The organism is Paenibacillus sp. JNUCC 35, assembly GCF_058269095.1.
Genome location: NZ_CM177771.1, coordinates 3,012,762 through 3,033,685, shown reverse-complemented (window position 1 = coordinate 3,033,685; position 20,924 = coordinate 3,012,762). Strand labels below are relative to the sequence as shown.

Here is a 20,924-nt window from a genome sequence, read left to right as displayed (position 1 = left end):
TAGAGTAACGTGCATGGAACCTACTTTCGAATAAGACGCTTGTTTCTCATAATGGTCTTGATCATAGTAGGATCGGAAAGTTGAGTAAATAACATATGTCCGGGGCGTGAATTGGCCTCAATAATCCAAATACGACCTTTCTTATCTATGGCAATGTCAACCCCCAATTCGCGAACCGGATGCCGTTTATTAATCGTTTTGGCTATGATGAGGGATAGTTTGGAAATTTTGCGCAAATAGGTTTTCGTTTTTGTGCGGCTGTGCTTAAAAAGACTGTAAAGTGCCCGCTTCAAAGATACTGCATGCCCTCCTTTAAGATAATTGGTAACATACTTACGAGGTGCCGCGACACGAGCGACCGCGCCGGAAATAACCCATTTCCCCTTTGGCTTCTGTAAGTAAATCCGGATGTCAAAAATCGACCCATGGTACTTAGCTAAGCGAAGTCCTTTCTGTACCAAATACGGATGTCCAGGTTTCCGGTATGACTTAATGGCTTTAGAGAGAGAACGCGATCGAACAACCTTTCGACTTGAAGCACTACGAACCTCGTATCGTTTTTTCAATCTCTTGACCCGGATAATCCCGCTGCCGCCACTCCCGTGATTGGGTTTTATGAAGACCGATGAATAGGTTTTCAGCATTCGTTTGGTCCTCGATTTCGTAAACCAGCGGGTTTTAGGTAAATGCGGACGCAAAACGGGATGTTTCAACATAACTTTGTACTTTTTCATTTTTCCAACGGACACTGGTCATCCCTCTCGTCTAAATGTTTTGTAAAGCATGCTGTAAGCATATGCATTCGGATTTCCGCCTGCGTGGACCCCTGTCTTGGTTTACTACCTGTTCATGTTTTGCCATTGTCTGTTCATCTCCTTAGATTTTCTGCATGCAAAAAAGGCTCACTCCATCTTCAACAAATGGAATAAGCCTTCTAAGTGTGCTCAAGTTATATAATCAAGTTTGTAAAGTACACACAATAGCCCAATTCTATCGCCTTCATCGAACAATATTCAGACTTTGATTTTTTCTTATCCCTGCAATAATGAGGAAGGTTAGGAAACCGTGACCTGCCAATATCGCAATTAGGCATTGAATGAGAAATTCGACGTCTGGAAGGAAAAGACCAACCGTCCTCCATGAGATACCCATACTAGATGTGAATAATGGAATCAGTCCGACAGCAAAAATGACGGAGAGGATTCCCATAGACACCCATAACTTTTTGTTTATTGTAGTTCTACGTTTTAAACGGATTAAACTAATTAAAGATATAATAACCAACAATAATACAACACCAAGCGTAATCCATTGCGTGCTAACGTTTAGTTGTACCAAATCCGGATTTTTACCGTTTATAATGGATCGAATTCCTTCCATTATACTTAAATACGAAACAGCTTCCAATTCATGGTATTTATTCATTAAAAGAACGGCACCCAGATCTTGTTCGGGAATAAAGAATATTTCCGATTTATATTCAGGCGTTGCGCCCGTATGGTAAGGATATTTATTGCCCGATCTTGGGAAGTGCCAACCCAAACCATATCGATTACCATTTTCCGGTGGGGCTTGTAGTTGTTTTAAACTTTGTTCGGATAATAATTCTCCGCCGTTTAGCATGAATTTTATAAATTTGGTCAGATCACTGGCGGTTGAAGACATATAACCATAAGGCGCTCCCGATTGATCATACAATCCATCACCTTTAACAGGTTTGCCGAACCATGAATGAAAGCCGGGCACAAATCCTCTGTCTACCGCACTTTCATAATCGGCAGTAGTATTGTTCATGCTAAGAGGAGAGAAAATATGAGCATCCATAAATGCTGAGAATGACTGGTTGGATACCGCCTCAATAATAGCTCCTAAGAGCAAATAGTTAGCTGAATTATATTCATATGCTTCACCCGGAATACGCCTTAACTGTACTCCGCTCAGTTCTGTAACAGCTTGAGTTATACCATTCTCCTTATCACGGCCTTGCTGATCTGTCACTTTCATTCCATCATAAGCGCTAATACCGCTTGTTTGTTCTAATAGATGACGCACGGTTATTGATTTTGTGCCATCTGTTTGATAAGTAAACCAAGGGATGTAAGTTTCTATCGGTTCATCTAGCTTGATTTTTCCATCTTCCACCAACATCATAATAGCAAGTGAAGTCAAAGGCTTGCTTACTGACCCTATAAGAAAAGTCGAGTCTTCCGTTACGGCGGACCCGTCACTCATTGTCCCCCAGCTATCTTGAAAGATGGTCTGACCGTTATGTACGACTTCCAGTGAAGCTCCGGGAATATGATATTCTTCCAGTGCTTCTTTCATAAATGTTTCGATTTGTTGAGCCGTATCGCGACCTTCAGCGGCTAGAGAAAGTGAAGGGGCAACGAGCAGAAAGACGAATAAACAGATTACTAATTTTTTCATAGTATCACCTTGCGTGTTAGTTTAGTTGTATATTCAAGTGAACATATATAAGTTAAACAGAATGAGACTTGCTTAAATAAAGCTCAAAGAGCTCAATCAATAATCTATACGAGTGGTCGATATCAAACTCATCGTCAATAATTTTCTGAAGCGCTAGCCCGTCGAAGCAAGCCAATAGTATACTGGCAAGCGCAGAAGCATGATGGGAATTGCCTGCTAAATGCTGCAACGGTATGGAAAGACTATCTCTCCCATTCTTGAGAATAGACCCTACTTGCTGTTCAAGATGGCCACTTTCGCTTTTTATCCCTAAAGAATAAATTTCATATCGCCAACGATACCAGTCGGGATTGTCTACCGCTCTGGATTTGATTTCAAGTAGAACTGCCTCGATGTCTACAGAGTCATTAGGCTGTCCGTCATATTGCCTTTGGTAATGCTTTTGGACTTCTTCCTGTACGGAAAGCAACAGTTCCTCTTTATTTTTAAAATAATAATGAACAAGTCCTGGTGTTATATCGGCTTCGTTTGCAATATCTTTTATCGAAGCGTTCATATATCCCTTTTTTACAAATACTTTGTAAGCCGCCTCGATTAATCGTGTCCTTTTATCCTGTGTGCTCATACAATCCCACCTTTTTGGTTGGTCGACCAACAAAATTATACTGACCTTATAGAATAAAGTCAATAATTGCACATTGTTCGATTTCTTCACATAAACCTATCTATATATGTTCTATCTAACACAATAACGGGCTTAACGGCAAAAAAATAGTCTGCGATTAACGCAGACTAAGGTCATAACAAGTTTTATAGCTATTCAATTGAAGCTTTCATTGTATGGTGCTACAAGATGTCAAGACAGTTATTTCAGGATAGACTGTCGCTGTTTTATTGAAATATCGTATCTCAATAGTTCAAAACACTGGAGGCTCTAACGGTTTTGAGTCATTTTAATACGCTATTTTCTTCGAACATTTGCAATTGGAATCTGTTCAACAATTTCCAATATTGTTCAACCATGACCGATGGTGGATACGGCATCGAACGGGTAATCCACCATTCCAATAAACCCACTCCCGCTGAAATTAAAAATTGTACCGTAATGTCCCTGTTCAGCTCCCGATCGAGACTGATCGAAACCATGCTCAGACTTTGCCGGAACATTGTCTCCAATTGGTTTCGGAAAACCGCGCTTCCCTTGCTAGTCAGCATTATGGAATAGAATGAAGCATGCTGTTCCAAATATTCAAACGTGCGCAGCAGCGCGGTTTTGGAAGTGAGAAGAACCAAGCCCTCTTCAGGCATACAACTGAGCTGCAACTGGTTTAATTGTGCTTCCACGCATTGATCACGCAGATCATACTTGTCAGCGAAATGCAGATACACCGTTCCTCGATTGACATTCGCTTCCTCCGCAATTTGGTTGATCGTCATGCTCTCGAAGTCCTTTTCCGACATCAACCTCATAAAAGCATCCATAATCGCTTGCCTCGATTTTTGAATACGCCTGTCCATATCCTTCTCCCCCTTTATCTCATACAAAATGAACATATCGAAGCCCTCTGTTGAAAAATCAACAACGGAGCTTGTTTTAACCATTGAACACTATCTACCACCTTGATACGCTCACTATATATAACATATGTTGAAAATTCAACGTTTGTTTAACTTATGAGGAGGCGTAATCATGAAAGCAATTGCTTTGACAAGCTTTGGAATCCCCGAAATGCTAGAGGAACTGGAAGTGCCGGTTCCCACAATCACCAATACACAGGTTCTCATCGAAATGCGTGTCTCGTCCATCAATCCCGCAGATATGCTATTGCGTAGTGGCGCGATTCTTAAGAGTCCGATGGCCGATAAATTTCCGGCTCAATTGCCGCTTGTTCTTGGTAATGAAGTAGCCGGCATCGTAAAAGAAGTTGGAGAAAAAGTGCGTCATTTCAAGCCGGGGGATCGTGTCATGGGCATGGTTCCGATGGGTTCCTACATGGACTATGTTGCGGTGGAGGAAGATCATCTTGCCATTATCCCGGAGAGTCTTTCCTTCGAAGAGGCAGGTGCCGCGCCTGCGGTTGCCCTGACAGCTTGGCAAGCGCTGTTTGAGCATGGCCGTCTTCAACCGGGACAACGCATCCTCGTTCAAGCCGGCGCCGGAGGTGTGGGGCATGCGGCGGTTCAGTTGGCCAAGCAACATGGAGCATATGTTATCGCAACCGCGAGGGACTATAATCATGATTTCGTCAAAGGACTCGGTGCGGACGAGGTGTTCGACTACAGGAAAGTCGACTTTGCCACCCAAATAACAGAACCTGTTGATATCGTATTGGATTCCGCTATGGACCAATCCACTTTTGGATCCACTTTTGGTACCGGGTTACCGGGAGAAATCGGAAAGAAGAACTACTCGGTCATCAAGGATGGCGGAACCTATATTTCATTAGTGGCATTCGCGATTAATCAATATCCGAAGGTCCGCGACATTGACGCATATTACTTCCAGGCAAGACCTAACCGTCCCGATTTTGAATCTATTGTTCGCCATATGAAAGAGAATAAATTGAGTATCTATATCGATGAGACCTATCCCTTTACTGCTCAAGGCCTACTTGAGGCGTATCGCAAAAGCGAAGAGATGCCGAAACGGGGAAAAATCGTCATATCGAAAAACATGGTATAAACCTCTTACTTAGTGAAATGGGGTGCTCAAAAGTAAGTTTGCGCACTTGATGGATAGCTTGCCTGATCAAATCATCTTACAAAATAAAGCAATGGCGGTGCTAGGTCCCCCCTACATCGCCATTGCTAGTTTTCGTCTTTTTAAGCAAATAATAGGGAAGTGAAAGCAAACAGACTTCAAGGCTCACATTTGACAATCCTCGAAACAAAATAACGACGAAAGCCCCAGTTCTTTTCATTTGCCCATGCTTGATCATCCGTAAAATCAAGCTATAGGCTCCTCGCTCCGGAGCGTATCTCGGCTAGCTGGTACGAGTCCACAATACATCGAATTACTGAAGGAACACGATGTTCGCATCAGCATGGATCGCAAAGGTCGTGCAACAGATAACATCGCGATTGAGCGATATGTCCCCCTATTTCAGCCGCTCCAATAAGAAAAAAACCGCGTCCTTTCCAACATGGAAAGAACGCGGCTTCGCCGTACCCTATCACGAAGCTCGTACTTAGCTTAATGACTCGAGATTCCATCGTATGATGCCGCCAATCTCATCAGCGGTCGTCTTTACTTCTGTTTTCTGAGCTAGCAATTTCCCTTTACTATCATAAGCGGCAACCCAAACTCGATATTTAGTTAAGGATTTAAGATGAGAAGCTTTAAAGACTCGGTCTGTTCCCAAATCAGTCACCGGCACAATCACATCGCCCGAATCTACTCTCACTATTTTGATTTTATAATTTGCAACTCCACTAACCGCATTCCATGTTACTTGATATTCCGTATATGCCGCAGATTCACTTAAGCTTGTAGTTTTTTGGCTGTTGTTTTCACCTTGAACATTTTCGGCTGCTAATGCAGTTTGTCCAAACGCTAAAACAGAAGCTAACGCAGATAAGACGATCCATTGCTTTTTCATAGAAATCCTCCTCATAAGTTAAAATTAAAAAAACCTGTTGTTAAAATTCCTTTTGTAATCCAAATATATCATATATTTCCATTTAATAAAAGTGTTATTTAGTGTTCACGATGCACCATCCCACATTATTGCTTGCCTTTCTCTGACCATCGGAAAAACACCCGAGTACCCGCATTTTCGATCGCCCTACGCTGTTCGTGGAAACGAGGTCAAAATGCGGGTCCCATCTTGACCTCGATGTCGTACGGCTTTCGCTCCTTTCGCATACACTATTATGGAGACTTTTTTTGGTAACCTTGGTATCGTTAAAATAAAAAAAGCCGCAACGATGCGACTTTTTGCTTGTACCCGTAAGCATAAAATTATTCAACTGATGATCACCTATTTGCATTCAATTTATGTTCTTTCGACAGATAGAAACATTTTCTTTCTTCTGTTAAGTTCTTTGTTTTAAATGCAAAAAAAACTTGTCACATTGACAAGTTGATAATTTATCAGTATGTGCAGCGCCAAGAACATGGAGCGCCTCATTTCTGTTAAAGAAATCCAGGAGGGGATGCCTGCTGGCTCCAAACCTATTAGGGGCGGTTGTTTCTCTGAGAGGTCACTGCACAATATATATACGACTACTTACCGCCAAATCCTCTAAGTATGTACAAGTTACCACAAACACTTGCTAATGGTTATTTCTACCTACAATATGAATTACTACTAGGCATTACTCATCTGCTTCTATATTTTGAAAGATTTCTCTCAAACCGATATGAGCTGCTATTCCGAAATCCATTACTTTGCTATCTCCGGGATGGATTTTAAGGCTCGTGAGCTTGAACTTGAAATTACCAATTGCCAGATTTCTTTCATCATATTGATATTGTATAAAATTTTTTAAAGCATCATAAATGTGACATATCATTATAGGAAACAGTTGTTCCCACTCTTTGTTTCCTCTCAAATCATCTTGAATTAGTGCCTCATTTTTAAAGCCGATGTGACCTTGACAGGGCTCAATTACGAAATTAATGATGGCGAAATGTTCGGCCCCAGCCTGTCTAATGTATCTAGCTTGTTTTTCGACCCGTTCTGCTACAGAAATAATAGATACTTTGTCTACTTCATAAGGTGGAGCAATCCAAATCATAGCGAACTCCTTTCTGTTCTAACATCGGAAATGATCTTTCCCACAAATAACGCCTTCACGCTTTCATACTCCTTGTTTCACTCAAAATTTATTAGTTATTTATGATACCCTTTGCGGAATGGCCCTTTCTTTGATCTCACTTTATTCAACTCGTTTCCCGCTAGTTCAACGAATCCGTAAGACTCATGCCCAAATTAATCATCCAGATAAAATAGTCCGTTTTACCTTCAGAATGCCTGTATTCACCAACTTCAAACTCATTCAAATTAACTATCCCCTTCAGAATTTCGGGGATTTCCGTTGCTTCACTTAACCAAACAATATCTTGGTTTTTAAACGGAAACGAACTGTGCGGGTTAGAAGTATGTAAGTACAGTGCATCACATGTTGGATATTCAGAGTCTAAAAATATCCAAGCTTGAAATGGTTTTGAGTTTGATAATTCTGAAACCTTGATTTTCCGACATAGCTCAATATAATGCTTAATGTGGCTTCTTCTGTCCTTGAATTTCTCACTTATCCCCTTCCCATCAAAGTGAATGTGCCACATATTATACCAGCTGTTCTCTTCAGATAAGTGATGGTTGAAATTTTGAATCCTCTTTATTATTTTTCGATAATATCGTCTTTTACCACGAATTTTCACCATTTGGTTTACCTACTTTTCAATAATGTTCATGTGGTGATATTCGTGAGCGTCAAATAGGCCCCACCTAGAAGTCAGATGGAAGCCCGCGTATGATGGATGAGAGTATTAAGGCATGCGACAGGTATCTGGTAATGAAGAGGACCAGGGCATATGCGGTTTAAGCGTTTCCGAAGCTTGGAGATAAGGGAGCTGCGGTAATTGCTCAAATAGGTACTTGAGGTACCGGAACGGATGCAGTCCGTTCTCTTTCGCTGTTTCAATCACGCTGTATACTGCTGCACTAGCTTTTGCGCCCCGAGGTGTATTCGCAAAAAGCCAGTTCTTTCGCCCGATCACAAACGGTTTGATCGACCTCTCACTCCGGTTGTTGTCGATCTCCAGCCTACCGTCTTTCAGAAACGCTGTCAGCTTATCCCATTGGTTTAAGCTATAGGCAATCGCCTGGCCCAGCAGACTTTTAGGCATCGTCCGAGATTTCTGCTGACGCAGCCACACATGGTACGCTTCCAACACGGGGCGGCTTCGCTCTGCTCGGGCCTTGTGACGTTCGCCCGGCGAGGCCTCTTTCAGCTCCCGTTCCAGTGTAAAGAGCTGGTTGCAATACGCCAGACCTTGCGCGGCTACCGTTTCAGGATTGCCCTTGGCCTCCGGCGATGCTTTCAACGCCTCGTCATATTTGCGCCGTGCATGTGCCCAGCAACCGACAAGCGTCACATTCTTGACCTTATGGTATCCTGGATAGGCATCCACATGTAAATATCCCTTGAACCCCGTTAAGAAGTCTCGCGGATGCTCACCACCGCGTGTCCGCTGGTAGTCATAGAGCATGGCAGGCGGTACGCCGCGACCCGTTCGATACAACCACAGATAGGAGGTCGCCTCGGCCGATTTCCCCGGCTCTCGCAATACTTGCAAAGTGGTCTCATCCGCATGCAGCGCTTCCTGCTGAAGGAGATGTTTCTTCATTTCTGCAATCACCGGCAACAGCCACTGCTCCGCGCCGTAGATTATCCAGTTCGCCATCGTTTGCCGAGATAACGTATAGCCCATACGGGCAAACTGCTGCTCCTGTCGGTATAATGGCTGGCTATCCACATACTTTTGGCACATCACATGCGCCATCGCCGAAGGCGAAGCCAGGCTGTCCGGGTACACCGGTTTAGGCATAGGCGCCGTCACGATGGGCGTTTGTAGGCCATGCCGCTCGCAGTGACGGCAGGCATACACCTGCCGCACATGCCGAATGACCTTTACTTGCGGTGGCAACACGGCAATTTCACTACGCGTTTCAGTCGTCATCTCATGCAGTGATCCGCTGCAGCATGTACAGATCTGTTCGCCTTCTTCCAATGTGTACGTCACCGTCTCGACAGGCAACTTAGTCAGGTCTTCCTCGCGCTTTCCCGTGGTTTTTCGGCGTTCATAGGTGACCTTCTCCATCTCGGGAGCTTGCCCTTCCGGCGTAGCCAGCACTTCTGCCTCATTGAACAGGTTCAACTCGAGCTGATCGGGATGTGTCTTCTCGCTGGAAGCGCCGAAGCGCTTCTGCTGTCCCAGACGAAACTGCTCCTCGTACCATTTGAGCTTAGCCGAAAGTTCGGTATTTTGTTGCTCCAGCTTTTCATTTTGCTGCTGGAGTTGTGCCAGGGTGAGGGATTCCGTTTCGTTCTTCATCTGTTTTTCTTTCGACAAGCCAAGGGGATTTCCTGCCAAACGGAGAAAGGTTTTTCAAATGGCGACTTCGGGCGATATCGCCGGGTGGGCCTGCCTTTGCTCGGGTGACAGACCATCAAGTAGCCATCGCAATTCTCGCTGCGTCAGGCTCAGTGGGGAACTGCCGCCGGCAGGCCACTGAAAGGTTCCGCGTTCCAAACGACGGTAGTAAAGCCAAAAGCCAGCGTGATCCCAATGCAAGATCTTGAGCTTATCCCGTCTGCGATTACAAAAGACAAACCATGCTGTGGAGAAGGGACTCAGCGCAAACTGTTCCTGAACAATGGCCGCCAAGCCGTCAATGGATTTACGCATGTCTGTGGAGCCACAGGCCAAATAGACCTGTGAAGCTGATGCGAAATTCAGCATAGGAGATCGAGCGCAGCGACCACATCGCGAAGCAACTGTGGTTCAAAGCCTGGAAGGACAACAATTCGTGCAGCACCAACTTGCACCCATAAAGGCTCATGCTGCGAATGTTGGACGGCCACAGCACGGAAGGTCGTAGAAGTTTCCGTTAATTTCACTTTTGGAGATTTATACAGCCAATATTTCAACTGATGCACTTTCAGATTTTCTTGGGCACACCAGGCCTGCATCGTTTGCCCACTTTTCTGGAAGGCTGCAATGTGTCTTGCCCATATTTCCTGTCCCGTCTCTTTCATGAATGGTCCATCCTTTCGATCTATGATGGACTCATTGTGACAGCCTTTACTTCCTTTGAACAGGTGGGTCAGATTTGACGCTTACTGATATTCTACATTTAACAGAATTATCCTGCCAGTTAGTTCAACAAAAAAGGACGCTCCCGCGCCTTCGCCTGGGCTACGACCTCCTCCATTATATTCCATTTCCGAGTATTAATTAAAGAACATATGCGGGTAGCATGTAGTGCTTTTAAAAGAGCCTTATACCTATCTTCAGGTCTATTCTATTTATTATTTATTCTAGAATATGGCCTACAAAAACATTACCTACAGAAAAGAAATGATGCCTTTACAGGAAGTCTCGTTTCTTTTCAGGTGGTTTCGTATGCTCAAGTTATTGCGTCGAATTTCCTTAATGTATCCAACCTGAAGGTATTTATTAAATTGGTCTGCTTCCACTGCCTTGAATGCGTCAGCGTATGAGTTTAGGTTGTGCGCTATGCATGGCTTCGCAGACTGGCGGAACGCCGTAAACAATCTTCTGTATAAAACAGATGTTTTAACCCATACTAAAACAGCCTGTTTTACTTCAAACGTACAGAGGAGCAAATGAATGTGAAAAACAAATGCTTGGTGGCTATACTGTTAACCTTGGCGCTCGTTTTTAGCATGACGCCGGCAGTAGGTTCCGTGCAAGCGAAGACGGAAGAGAAGAATGATTCGGCTTGCCTAAGTCCCAAAATGGTGCAATTGAAACTTGATATGCAGAAAGTTTGGATCGACCATACGATATGGACAAGAAGCTATATTGTCAGCGCCATATCTAACCGTCCAGATCAGAAAGACGTGTTGGACCGGCTTCTGCGGAACCAACAGGATATAGGCAATGTCATCAAGCCGTATTATGGAGAAGCGGCCGGCAATAAGCTGGCGGATCTTCTGAGAGAGCATATTCTGATCGCAGTGAAAATTGTAGCGGCGGCCAAAGCAGGTAATCAGGCGGACGTGAAAAAGCTTGAGGCGGATTGGCATAGAAACGCCGACGATATCGCCAAATTTTTAAGCGCAGCGAATCCGAACTGGCCGTTTAAAACGCTGCAAGATATGCTGTATACGCATCTTCAGTTGATTACGGAAATCGTCCTGGCCTGTCTCAAAGGAGATTGGAAAGCGGATATTGCAGCAACCGACAAAAACGAGATCCATATGATTCATTTAGCCGATATCCTGACAGATGGCATTGTCAAACAGTTTCCTGGAAAGTTTTAAGCCAGCGCGATAGACCTTAATGAAATTAGCCTTCCATGACGGGCTGACGATTCGGTGCCGAGGCACTTCGAAAAGTCGGCCTTTTTATTGATTTACCTTGTTGAGTTGACCGGCACGTTATCATAATCCCCAAATCGCATCTCGTCAAGAGATAATGTGCGAGTGCGCGGCATAGCGAGGGATCCCCCCTTATGCTTTCGAAATAGGAATGAATTTCCGAGAATGAAAAGCGATATCGCTTTTTCCAATTCATCTGATTTCACGTAAAATTTTCTTCAGGTCGGTGCAGAGGTCAGGGATATACACAAAAAAAGCAGAAAAGGAGGATCTGCATGAACAGCGTGGACAAAATTAGTTTTTTGCTCCTTTACGGTGAAGCGCCTGAAGCAAATTGTTACGGGTACATGGAGTTGAATCAGGATGGCGATATGATCGCGCTCTACAATGGGTACGGGGAGGAAATAGACATGTATGGCGTACATGAATTTGTCAGGGTACGGACACTTGGCAAATTTGATGACGAAGACCGCGATAATTTTTATTCCTTGTTAGAAAGTGACGGTGTAGGATAATCTTCGTGTCGATTCTTCATCAATGAAAGATTCCAACAGCCTTTGCCATCATTTACTGTTCACCGTACCGGTTGTAACGGCAAGATTTAGGGCCATCTTTCTGCGGGATGGCCCTCTCTTTGATCTCGTGTTTTTTTGCAAATTGAATATTTTCCCCTTGAAAACGCGACGTTTCTAATAAATGAATTTATTCAGTGCGTTCTTCCTTTGGTAAAAAGCCAGCCGCCTGCCACAAAAACCAAACAAAGAATCAGGTTAAATCCGATGCCCGCAAGCAGCGAGCCGTTGAATAACAAGGCTTTGAAGAAAGAGACGACATGAACGCGCAGCGAAGGAATCGCCGTTCCGACCGGGATCGCCGTAATGAGCAGAGCCCACAGCAGCCACCCGGCAGGATGGTAATAACCGGAGATCAGCATGCAGAGCAGCGCCATCGCCATTAAATAAAAAGCGGTTTGGTAAAGGAAAGAACCCGCCAAGCCAAAGTCATTCCAATGAAAAGCCCTAATAAGATTAACAGGGGTCGTGTAATTCCGGATCACATTCCATTCAATCACAACCCATAAAGAATTAATGAAAGCGATGGCTGCCGCGTAGACAGCAAAGACGAATAGAAGTCCCTTAAAATAGTGCTCTCTGCTTGCGCCCAAATGTACGATGCGTTTGTAATAAATGAGCGGCAGCACGATAGCGATAAGGGGCAATATGAGAATCAGGATGTTGCCGCCCGAAAGTCCCCTGCTTTGGCTGCTGTCTATAAAGAGGCCCACAATGAATTCCGCCAATTTTCCTAGCAGGAGAAGAAGAATGACGCACCAGATGTAAACCCTCATTTGCAAATAGGTTGCCTTTAAATGAACGGCCAATGCCCCCAAGTCAATGACCCCCTCTGATTAAATACGAGAAAAACGTTTGAAGCGTCAGATGTTCAATCGAAATATTCATCTCCCGCGCCAGCTGCCTGTCCCCATCATTCAACTTTTCGTAAATAGCGGCAAGTGTGCCGTGACCATATGTCTCCTTATGTAATACTCGCTTTCCGGCTGTAAAGGAAGCCACGGCTTCCGAATTGCCTCGGATCAGATGAGCTGCCATGCGTATCCGATCCATTTCATCATGAAGCAGGATCGAGCCCGCTTCAATAATATAAACTCTTTCCGCAACTGGGGCGATTTCGTCAATTAAATGCGTAGACAGCAGGACCGTGCGGGGGTGATTGGCGCAATCCGCCAAAAGCGCTTTGTAAAACTGTTCCCGCATCAAAACATCGAGTCCGAGCACCGGCTCGTCGAATAACGTCAGCGGCGCCCGGCTGGCCAGACCGATGATGTTGCCTACGAGCGATTCCGTGCCTCTTGAAAGCTGTCTGATTTTTTTGTCCGGATCGAGCCGAAACGTTTTGAGCAGCTCCAGAGCAAAAGTCCAGTCCCAATTGGGATGAAAATTAGCGGCGAATTTCAAAACTTCGATAATCCGCCCTCCTCCGAAGTGTTTGCTATTCTCGCGCACGAAACAGAAATCCTTCGGAAGTTCTCCCTTCCCAAGCTTCTTCCCTCTTACCTCGATTGAGCCGCAGTTCGGGGAAATGCCGCCGGCGATCGTGTTAAGCAGCGTCGTTTTGCCGGCGCCGTTACGCCCGAGCAAACCGTAAATAACGTTTTCCTCCAACTGCAGATCCAGATTGCACAATGCGTAAGTTTGACCGTATTTTTGGGTTAAATTGCCGCAGGTCAATGCTATGCTCACGATTCGCTATTCCTCTCTCAACTGTTTGATCATGTTCATAATGTCCTCGGTTGTCAGCCCGAGTTTGTCGGCTTCATTCACCAGATTGGATAACAGTTCTTTATAGAAACGGTCTCTTCGTTTAATCTGAATGTTCTGCTTCGCATCAGCCGCGACATACATGCCAAGCCCTCTTTTTTTATACAGAATACCTTCATTTACGAGCAGGCCGATTCCCTTCACTACGGTCGCCGGATTAATCTGGAACAGCTGGGAAAACTGGGCCACGGAAAGAATTTGCTCATCCACGCGGAAAGTGCCGTTCAGAATATCGTCCTCAATAATGTCGGCCACCTGTTGAAAAATCGGCTGCTTTTCGTCGAAAGTTACATTCATTCCCTCACCATTCAGCATATTAGTATGTTACCCATCCAGCACACTATAATTTATAGGCAAATAATTGTCAATAAAAGGCTTCAAGGTAGCTTACGTCCCAAATAGGAAAAGACATTGACGATTCGCACACCCAATCATTCGTGATTGACAATTATTCACAAGCGCATTATAGTATGCTACATCAGTAACATACTAACATGCATACTGAAATAACTTAGCACAAAATAACTTTCGAAATTTGAGTTTCATTATTTCTGTACGAGGAGATGTCATAAGTGAAAAAGTTAATCGAATTCAAGAACGTATCGAAAGAATACAAAATAGGTGAAGTGCAGATTAGAGCGCTTGATAGCGTTGATTTTTCCATAGCGGAGGGGGAATTCGTCGTTATTTTGGGTGCAAGCGGCGCCGGTAAAAGCACGATTTTGAACATACTTGGCGGTATGGATACGGCTACGTCAGGTCAAGTGTTTGTTGGTGATCAGGAAATCACTAGCCTAGGCGAAAAAAAGTTGACCGAATATCGCGGTGAGAAAGTGGGCTTTGTGTTCCAATTTTATAACTTAATTCCGAATTTAAACGCTTTGGAGAATGTGGAGTTCGCCACGGAAGTATGCAAAAACTATCTGGATGCGAAAGATATTTTATATAAAGTGGGACTTCAGGACCGGATCGAAAATTTCCCTTCCCAGCTCTCTGGAGGAGAACAGCAAAGAGTTGCCATAGCCAGAGCGGTTGCCAAAAACCCTTTACTTTTACTCTGTGATGAACCAACCGGAGCTTTGGATTATGGTACAGGCAAGTCCGTCTTGAAGCTTCTTCAAGATTTGAACAAGGAAACGAAAAAATGCGTCGTTCTGGTCACCCATAATTCTGCTATTGCTCCGATGGCTGACAAAATTATTAAGGTTAAAAGCGGAATGATTGAAAGTGTAACGATTAATAAAGACAAACAAAGTGTTGAAGGGATCGAGTGGTGATCATGAAATTATTTTCTAAATCAGTAAGGGATATCAGACAGTCTTTAGGACAATTTATAGCCCTGGTTTTGGTTGTTGCTGTGGGGGCTTTTTTCTACGGGGGACTGGTCACCTATAGCGATACTCTCAGCTCTTATACAAAAGATTATTTTAAAAACCATAATTTAAGCGACTTATATGTGTATTACAATCAAATATCCAAAGAAGAAGTGGCGGGTTTAAGCAAAATTGAAGGTATACATAAAATAGAAGGACGCTATACGTTGGATGCCAAGCAGGTCTTTGATAAGGATAAAGCTTCGTTAACCATTCATTCGATTCCCGTGAACAATGAAATCAATACGCTTACGATGATCGAGGGCAGTATCCCATCAAAAAAAGGAGAGATCGTATTAGACTCCCATTATGCAAAAGAACATCAGTTTCATACCGGTGATAACATTCGTATACATACGGATGGTAGAGATTTTACGTTTACCATTAGCGGCTTGTGTGAGAACGCGGAATATGCCAAGAAAAACCCGACACAAGACCACAAAGCTTACGGAATCGCATATATGGCCGAAGAGACAATACCTGAAATCCTGGATGGCGGCTTTACCTATAATGAAATCATGATTGATGCCGAAGAGGGTTACGACATGGATACATTAGGTAAATCCATTGAAGCGCAGTCCCGACAACTTGCCTATTTAAACCAAGTAAGTAAAGAGCGGACCTTCAACTATTCTCAAATCACTCAAACCATCTATAACAATACCATGATGAGTAAGGTTGTACCTTTGGTTCTCTTTTTGATTGAGGCGATTATCGTATTTCTGATTATGTCGAGGATGATAGATTCTCAAAGAAATCAAGTGGGTATAATGAAGGCTTTGGGCGTAAAAAACAGAAGCATCATGCTTCATTACATGGGATACCCTATGCTGGTAAGCATCATAGGCTCCATCCTGGGCTGCGCCATTGCCGCTGCTGTATTTATTCCCCTAGTAAGAGCGTCAAGCGCCAGGGCCTACTCCCTGCCTGATATTACATTCTCGCTGTCTTTATTAACCCTTATTCCTCCCATCATTTTCTCCAGTGCTTTTGGGAGTTTATCCTGTTATGTAAGCGGAAGAGCCGTATTAAAAGAACGTGCGGCTCAGGCCATGCGCCCTAAACCCCCTAAGAAGATGAAAAAGCTGATCATCGAAAGAATTCCGGGGATCTGGACTCGTATTCCCTACAGCTACAAACTTATTTTCCGAAATATAGGGTTAAATAAACAAAAAGCTTTGGCGAGTTCAACTGGCGTTGTTGTAAGCACGGTTTTATTAATCACTGCTTTTGGCACTCAGACCGCCTTGCAAAAAGTTGTTAACCAAACTGAAGATGTGTATACCTATGATTTAAGAGTGGATTATACGGTGGGAACGATTCCCGATCCGCCAGAACTACCCTCCGGTATTAAAAACAGGTACAGGTTAGCCGCCCTCCCCATTGAATTCATCAAAGGCGATGAGCATGAGAATGCCACTCTGGTAGTTACTGAAAAAGATAACCGTCTCCTTCATTTCTTTGACGATAAGGAGAACAGGATTTCATTGGAAGAAGGCGGTGTGTTGGTACCCAAATCTTACGCCGACAAATATCAAATTGCAGAAGGGGATAGGATCGAAATAAAGTTCGCAGCCCCTGAGCTGAAAAACAAGTCTGTCGCTATGAAGGTTTTACAAATATCTACCCAGTACTCAAATCCATCGTTTTACATCACACCGGCTTATCTAAAGAGTTTTGGCATTGATTACAGCCCGGCCTCGCTCTTAATTGAAGCCGCCGGCTCTGCAGATCTTGCAAGCGTTCGTCACTTCTTTGAACAAGATCCACATGTAAATACCCTTACAGATAAGAGTGATCTGAAGAAATCCGCTCAATATATTTTGAAACAAAACAGCTTTGTATTTATCATGTTTATCATTTGTGCGGTCCTGCTTTCTTTTGGCGCCATCTATACGATAACGTCCATAAACATTTACGAAAGAAACCGCGAGCTTGCAACCCTTAAGGTATTAGGCTACCAAAAAAATAAAATAAACCGGCTGATCTTTTTTGAAAACATCATACTCACCACCTTTGCGGTCCTCGCAGCGCTGCCGATCAGCGGCTATGTGTATTCACTTGTTGTAAAGGCATTATCAAGTAGCCATCAGCAAATCCCGGATCAATTAAATCCGTTCGTCATTTCGGTTGCTGTTGCTGCCGCATTCTTACTCACCATTCTCTCTAACTTACTGCTTCGGCGGAAAGTATCCCAAATTAATATGATTGAATCCTTGAAAAGCATAGAATAGTTTGGGACGCCTAAGTCCCGATAACGGCTTGACATAATCAGCAAAAACAGCCTTGGCCATTAGTCGGCCAAGGCTGTTTGCATACGCGCGAATCGGAGCTGATTCGCGCGCCTCACCGTAAACCGGACTGGCGTTTGGTGATCGGCAACCATTACAATATTTCAATGTATCCTTCTGTTCCATTCACGCGAATTCGTTGCCCGTCTTTGATCAGTCTGGTGGCATTTTCCACCCCGACAACTGCCGGCAAGCCATATTCACGCGCGATAACCGCTCCATGGGTCATCAGTCCGCCAACTTCGGTGACTAGACCTTTTATGGATAAAAATAATGGTGTCCAGCCAGGGTCAGTAAAGGAGGTGACTAATATATCTCCATCTTCCAGATCGGCATTTTCCATGTTTAAGATGACACGTGCTCGTCCCTCTATAATTCCGGAAGAAACAGACAGACCTGCTATAGCTTCGGCTGGGAGATTTTCTCGTTTGTACTCACCTGCAATGATTTCACCATCAGACGTGATAACACGTGGCGGAGTTAGTTTTTCATATAATTTGTACTGGTCTTTTCGTTTGCTGATGATGGGATCATCCAGTTGATTTGTGCGTACGACTTCGTGAAGTTCTTCAAAAGTGAGATCGTATATATCTTCTTTTTCCTGAATAACGCCCGCTTGTACGAGTTGTTCGGCTTCTTTCAGTAAAGCCTGCTTATAAACGAAGTAGCGGCTAACATAACCGTATTTGGGATATTCCCGGTAGCCGATGAAATTCCGGATGAGGTCGATCATTCGTTTTGTTTCTTTGGCTTTTTGTTCACCGTCCGGTAATTGCTTCAATCGATCGATTAACTCTTGTTCTTTTTCCAAAGCTTCCCGGCGCCCTTGCTCAAATTTTCGCTTGCCGGCATTAGGCTCAAAGTTCTTGATGTTACCAAGAATCAGGGGAACAAGTGTAATTGGTTTTTCACTCCAGCGAGTTCTCGTAATATCGATTTCTCCGGAGCATCGCATTCCGTATTTGCTGAGATAATCGTAGATAGCGTCTCGGGTTTCTCTTCCCCCATCAAACTTAACCAGTTCCTCCAGAAAGTTATCCTCTTTTGCATGCTGCAAATAATCAATCACTTCCGGATAAGGACGAATCACATCCGCGACATCCATTAGCGCCAGACCCATTTCCGAAGTAATATTGCCCGGTACAGATTGAGAAAGCGTATCTGCCGCGTTTTTTTCGCCTAACCACTCCTTCATGTTCTCATTGATCCATGATGAAGCATTTATAGCAGCCATAAACACGGCAGTACTTTGGGGGTCAAATAAGATCTTCTTTAATTGCTGGATATCTTCCAGAATAAAATCGAACAAATCCGATCCCGATTTCGCTTGGATGTTTTGTTTTAACTCTTCTATCGATGTTTGACTACGCTTAATCAAATCAGAAACGATTGTCGGATCGTTCTCGAATTGTGCCAGCATATCTGTATTACTTCTGCCCGGAATCGGTGCTGTTTGATCATTTGGTATCAATTTTATAAAATCTCGCTCTATGATGGTCTTGAGTGCGCCTTTTATGAGCGGATCGGATCCCAGGGCATTTAATAAAGTTTCCCGGCCGACAGGTGTAGCCAGCCTAGGTGCAACATCAACAAACAACCTCCCACCGGCTTTACGCATAGGTGCAGGAGTAATTAACAGGTAAAAAGACAATCCCAATGGTTTTATGGGATCTGTCATCATTTGTTGATGACCGACAGATACATAGACGTGATTTTCTTGATCATTCGCTTCAGGGATCGGGTATAAAGTCGTGATCGGCCGACTCTGGACAATATAAAATGTATCATGGGCTAAACACCATTCGATATCTTGCGGCTGGCCGAAATAAGCTTCGATCTGTCTTCCGATGCGTGCCAGTTGTAAAATTTGTTGTTCGGTAAGTGTTTGAGTCTTTTGCTGATCGGGATCGATCTGCCGGGTCTCTGTTCCGCCTTCTTTCCGTCCATAGATAGCCAATTTTTTGGTTGCTATCCTCTTATCGACGACCTCCCCTTCCTGCACTTGATAACAATCGGCGGATACCAAGCCGGAGACCAGAGCTTCTCCGAGTCCAAAACCGGCATCGATGGATAGCCGCTTTCGGTTAGATGTAATCGGATCGGCGGTAAATAAAATCCCTGAAGCCTGCGGGAAAACCATCCTTTGAACGACAACGGATAAATAAACTTGACTGTGGTCAAATCCATTTTGCATACGGTAGATGACCGCGCGATCCGTAAACAGGGAAGCCCAGCATTTGCTGATATGCTGCAAGATAGCATCGACGCCGATGATATTTAAATAAGTGTCTTGTTGACCGGCAAAAGAAGCATGCGGTAAATCTTCGGCAGTCGCACTAGAACGCACGGCATAAGCATGTTCATCACCAAACCGGGAGAGATAGTGAGTAACTGCTTTCGCAACATCGGAAGGAATTTCGACCTCCATAATGATTTGTCGAATCTTCTTGCTGATTTCACCAATTTGGATTCGATCTTCTACTTTTAGCAGGGTTAGTCGATTGAGCAATGCATGATACGTTTCGTTTGGTTCGATGGCTTTTTGATATCCCGCTGTTGTGACACAAAATCCTTCCGGTACTTGTATTCCTTCCATTTTTGATAATTCCCCTAAATTTAACCCTTTTCCGCCAACAAGCATAAGCTGCGTTTTTTCCATTTCCTGAAAACCGAGAACCAAAGAACTCATTCGATATCTCCCCTAACCATTAAATTGAGAAAAACATTTGACAAGAGTTCACCGGCACGGTATACTTAAAGTATAAGATGCATTTTTATGTCTAAATTAACAAAAACAGTCGTGATCTGATTATATCATCGTGTTTGTTTATATGCAATATTAAAGAACCTGAGACAACTACTCAGGTTCTTTTCTTGTTTTCCCGCTATCATTAGTGTTTGTGTGAATAGATGTTCCTGAGTTAACTGGGGAATCAAATAGATTTATCTGATTCGCTCCGCCAACTCCACAATAATTCCCTCTGGCCCACGAACGTAGCATAACTTATAACTTTCTTCATATTGCTCTATCTCACTAAAGATTTCCGTACCTTTCTTTTTTAATTTGGCAACTATAGCTTCAATATCTTCAACAGCAAATGCAATATGCCGGATACCCAGGGTATTTGCAAAAGGTTTCTGAATATCTTGTTCATCTGACGGCGTATAAAATTTGATTAGCTCTATCCATGCCTGACCGTCTGGCGTCCGCAATCCTACACATGCTGCTTTAACGTCATTAAGCCCAACTATCTGATCCATCCACGCTCCTTCCGATTCCCATTCCCTTTGCACTTCAAGACCAAAATCGATAAAAAACTCTTTAGCGGCAGAGAGATCATTTACGATTACACCCACATGATCTAGTCTATGAATCTTCACATCTCATACCTCCTATGTTCCTGTTTTTTGCAACCAAG

At 43.8% G+C, this 20,924-nt stretch carries 20 protein-coding genes; 5 read left to right on the top strand and 15 right to left on the bottom strand.

The genetic code is table 11. The annotated features are described in order from the left end of the window. Nucleotides 1-20: 20 nt before the first annotated feature. From AC2TF6_RS13785 to AC2TF6_RS13770, 4 genes are all read right to left on the bottom strand, one after another. Nucleotides 21-749, bottom strand: coding sequence for a YheC/YheD family protein (locus tag AC2TF6_RS13785; protein WP_491311504.1), 729 nt, complete (start codon nucleotides 747-749; stop codon nucleotides 21-23). 250 nt (nucleotides 750-999) lie between these two features. After that, entirely contained in the window at nucleotides 1,000-2,427 is a 1,428-nt protein-coding gene (locus tag AC2TF6_RS13780) for a serine hydrolase domain-containing protein (protein ID WP_491311503.1), read from the bottom strand. A gap of 52 nt (nucleotides 2,428-2,479) precedes the next feature. Next, nucleotides 2,480-3,052 (bottom strand): TetR/AcrR family transcriptional regulator, encoded by a 573-nt coding sequence (locus tag AC2TF6_RS13775; RefSeq protein WP_491311502.1) that lies wholly within the window; start codon nucleotides 3,050-3,052, stop codon nucleotides 2,480-2,482. Between the two features lie 323 nt (nucleotides 3,053-3,375). Next, on the bottom strand, nucleotides 3,376-3,945 hold the full coding sequence (locus tag AC2TF6_RS13770) for a TetR/AcrR family transcriptional regulator (RefSeq protein ID WP_491311650.1): 570 nt from the start codon (nucleotides 3,943-3,945) through the stop codon (nucleotides 3,376-3,378). 172 nt (nucleotides 3,946-4,117) lie between these two features. On the opposite strand from AC2TF6_RS13770, the gene AC2TF6_RS13765 reads away from it, so the two are divergent. Continuing rightward, on the top strand, nucleotides 4,118-5,110 hold the full coding sequence (locus tag AC2TF6_RS13765) for an NADP-dependent oxidoreductase (RefSeq protein WP_491311501.1): 993 nt from the start codon (nucleotides 4,118-4,120) through the stop codon (nucleotides 5,108-5,110). Nucleotides 5,111-5,615: 505 nt separating this feature from the next. Here the strand turns inward: AC2TF6_RS13765 and AC2TF6_RS13760 are convergent. The 6 genes from AC2TF6_RS13760 to tnpA form a co-directional block, all read right to left on the bottom strand. Next, a complete protein-coding gene (locus AC2TF6_RS13760) occupies nucleotides 5,616-6,026 on the bottom strand; it encodes a fibronectin type III domain-containing protein (RefSeq protein WP_491311500.1) in 411 nt (136 codons plus the stop codon). Between the two features lie 718 nt (nucleotides 6,027-6,744). After that, nucleotides 6,745-7,167 (bottom strand): hypothetical protein, encoded by a 423-nt coding sequence (locus AC2TF6_RS13755; RefSeq protein WP_491311499.1) that lies wholly within the window; start codon nucleotides 7,165-7,167, stop codon nucleotides 6,745-6,747. A 160-nt stretch (nucleotides 7,168-7,327) separates the two neighbouring features. Continuing rightward, the gene (locus tag AC2TF6_RS13750; protein ID WP_491311498.1) at nucleotides 7,328-7,816 is read right to left on the bottom strand and encodes a hypothetical protein; all 489 of its coding nucleotides are present in this window, start codon (nucleotides 7,814-7,816) and stop codon (nucleotides 7,328-7,330) included. Nucleotides 7,817-7,921: 105 nt separating this feature from the next. Then, the gene (gene tnpC / locus AC2TF6_RS13745; RefSeq protein WP_491311649.1) at nucleotides 7,922-9,490 is read right to left on the bottom strand and encodes an IS66 family transposase; all 1,569 of its coding nucleotides are present in this window, start codon (nucleotides 9,488-9,490) and stop codon (nucleotides 7,922-7,924) included. A gap of 54 nt (nucleotides 9,491-9,544) precedes the next feature. After that, nucleotides 9,545-9,844 carry an IS66 family insertion sequence element accessory protein TnpB gene (gene tnpB / locus AC2TF6_RS13740; RefSeq protein WP_350339146.1) on the bottom strand — a complete coding sequence of 100 codons (300 nt, stop codon included), beginning with the start codon at nucleotides 9,842-9,844 and terminating at the stop codon, nucleotides 9,545-9,547. Nucleotides 9,845-9,891: 47 nt separating this feature from the next. After that, the gene (tnpA, locus tag AC2TF6_RS13735) at nucleotides 9,892-10,194 is read right to left on the bottom strand and encodes an IS66 family insertion sequence element accessory protein TnpA (protein WP_014281220.1); all 303 of its coding nucleotides are present in this window, start codon (nucleotides 10,192-10,194) and stop codon (nucleotides 9,892-9,894) included. Nucleotides 10,195-10,791: 597 nt separating this feature from the next. Between tnpA and AC2TF6_RS13730 the strand changes: the two genes are divergently transcribed. Both AC2TF6_RS13730 and AC2TF6_RS13725 read left to right on the top strand, forming a co-directional pair. Further along, nucleotides 10,792-11,445 carry a glycosyltransferase gene (locus tag AC2TF6_RS13730; RefSeq protein WP_491311497.1) on the top strand — a complete coding sequence of 218 codons (654 nt, stop codon included), beginning with the start codon at nucleotides 10,792-10,794 and terminating at the stop codon, nucleotides 11,443-11,445. 332 nt (nucleotides 11,446-11,777) lie between these two features. Beyond that, nucleotides 11,778-12,017, top strand: a complete 240-nt coding sequence (locus AC2TF6_RS13725) for a hypothetical protein (protein WP_491311496.1) — start codon at nucleotides 11,778-11,780, stop codon at nucleotides 12,015-12,017. 191 nt (nucleotides 12,018-12,208) lie between these two features. Here the strand turns inward: AC2TF6_RS13725 and AC2TF6_RS13720 are convergent, their stop codons facing one another. From AC2TF6_RS13720 to AC2TF6_RS13710, 3 genes are read right to left on the bottom strand one after another with little or no spacing between them, the layout of a single operon-like run. Then, on the bottom strand, nucleotides 12,209-12,892 hold the full coding sequence (locus AC2TF6_RS13720; protein ID WP_491311495.1) for a hypothetical protein: 684 nt from the start codon (nucleotides 12,890-12,892) through the stop codon (nucleotides 12,209-12,211). A 1-nt stretch (nucleotide 12,893) separates the two neighbouring features. Beyond that, entirely contained in the window at nucleotides 12,894-13,763 is an 870-nt protein-coding gene (locus AC2TF6_RS13715; protein WP_491311494.1) for an ATP-binding cassette domain-containing protein, read from the bottom strand. A 6-nt stretch (nucleotides 13,764-13,769) separates the two neighbouring features. Continuing rightward, nucleotides 13,770-14,156, bottom strand: a complete 387-nt coding sequence (locus AC2TF6_RS13710) for a GntR family transcriptional regulator (protein ID WP_491311493.1) — start codon at nucleotides 14,154-14,156, stop codon at nucleotides 13,770-13,772. A gap of 257 nt (nucleotides 14,157-14,413) precedes the next feature. Here AC2TF6_RS13710 and AC2TF6_RS13705 point away from each other — a divergent pair, with 257 nt between their 5' ends. Together AC2TF6_RS13705 and AC2TF6_RS13700 are read left to right on the top strand one after the other, a co-directional pair. Next, nucleotides 14,414-15,118 (top strand): ABC transporter ATP-binding protein, encoded by a 705-nt coding sequence (locus tag AC2TF6_RS13705; RefSeq protein WP_491311492.1) that lies wholly within the window; start codon nucleotides 14,414-14,416, stop codon nucleotides 15,116-15,118. 2 nt (nucleotides 15,119-15,120) lie between these two features. Further along, the gene (locus tag AC2TF6_RS13700) at nucleotides 15,121-17,448 is read left to right on the top strand and encodes an ABC transporter permease (RefSeq protein WP_491311648.1); all 2,328 of its coding nucleotides are present in this window, start codon (nucleotides 15,121-15,123) and stop codon (nucleotides 17,446-17,448) included. A gap of 151 nt (nucleotides 17,449-17,599) precedes the next feature. Here the strand turns inward: AC2TF6_RS13700 and ppsA are convergent, their stop codons facing one another. After that, nucleotides 17,600-20,194 carry a phosphoenolpyruvate synthase gene (ppsA, locus tag AC2TF6_RS13695; protein ID WP_491311491.1) on the bottom strand — a complete coding sequence of 865 codons (2,595 nt, stop codon included), beginning with the start codon at nucleotides 20,192-20,194 and terminating at the stop codon, nucleotides 17,600-17,602. Between the two features lie 254 nt (nucleotides 20,195-20,448). Further along, the gene (locus AC2TF6_RS13690; protein WP_491311490.1) at nucleotides 20,449-20,886 is read right to left on the bottom strand and encodes a VOC family protein; all 438 of its coding nucleotides are present in this window, start codon (nucleotides 20,884-20,886) and stop codon (nucleotides 20,449-20,451) included. Nucleotides 20,887-20,924 lie beyond the last annotated feature (38 nt).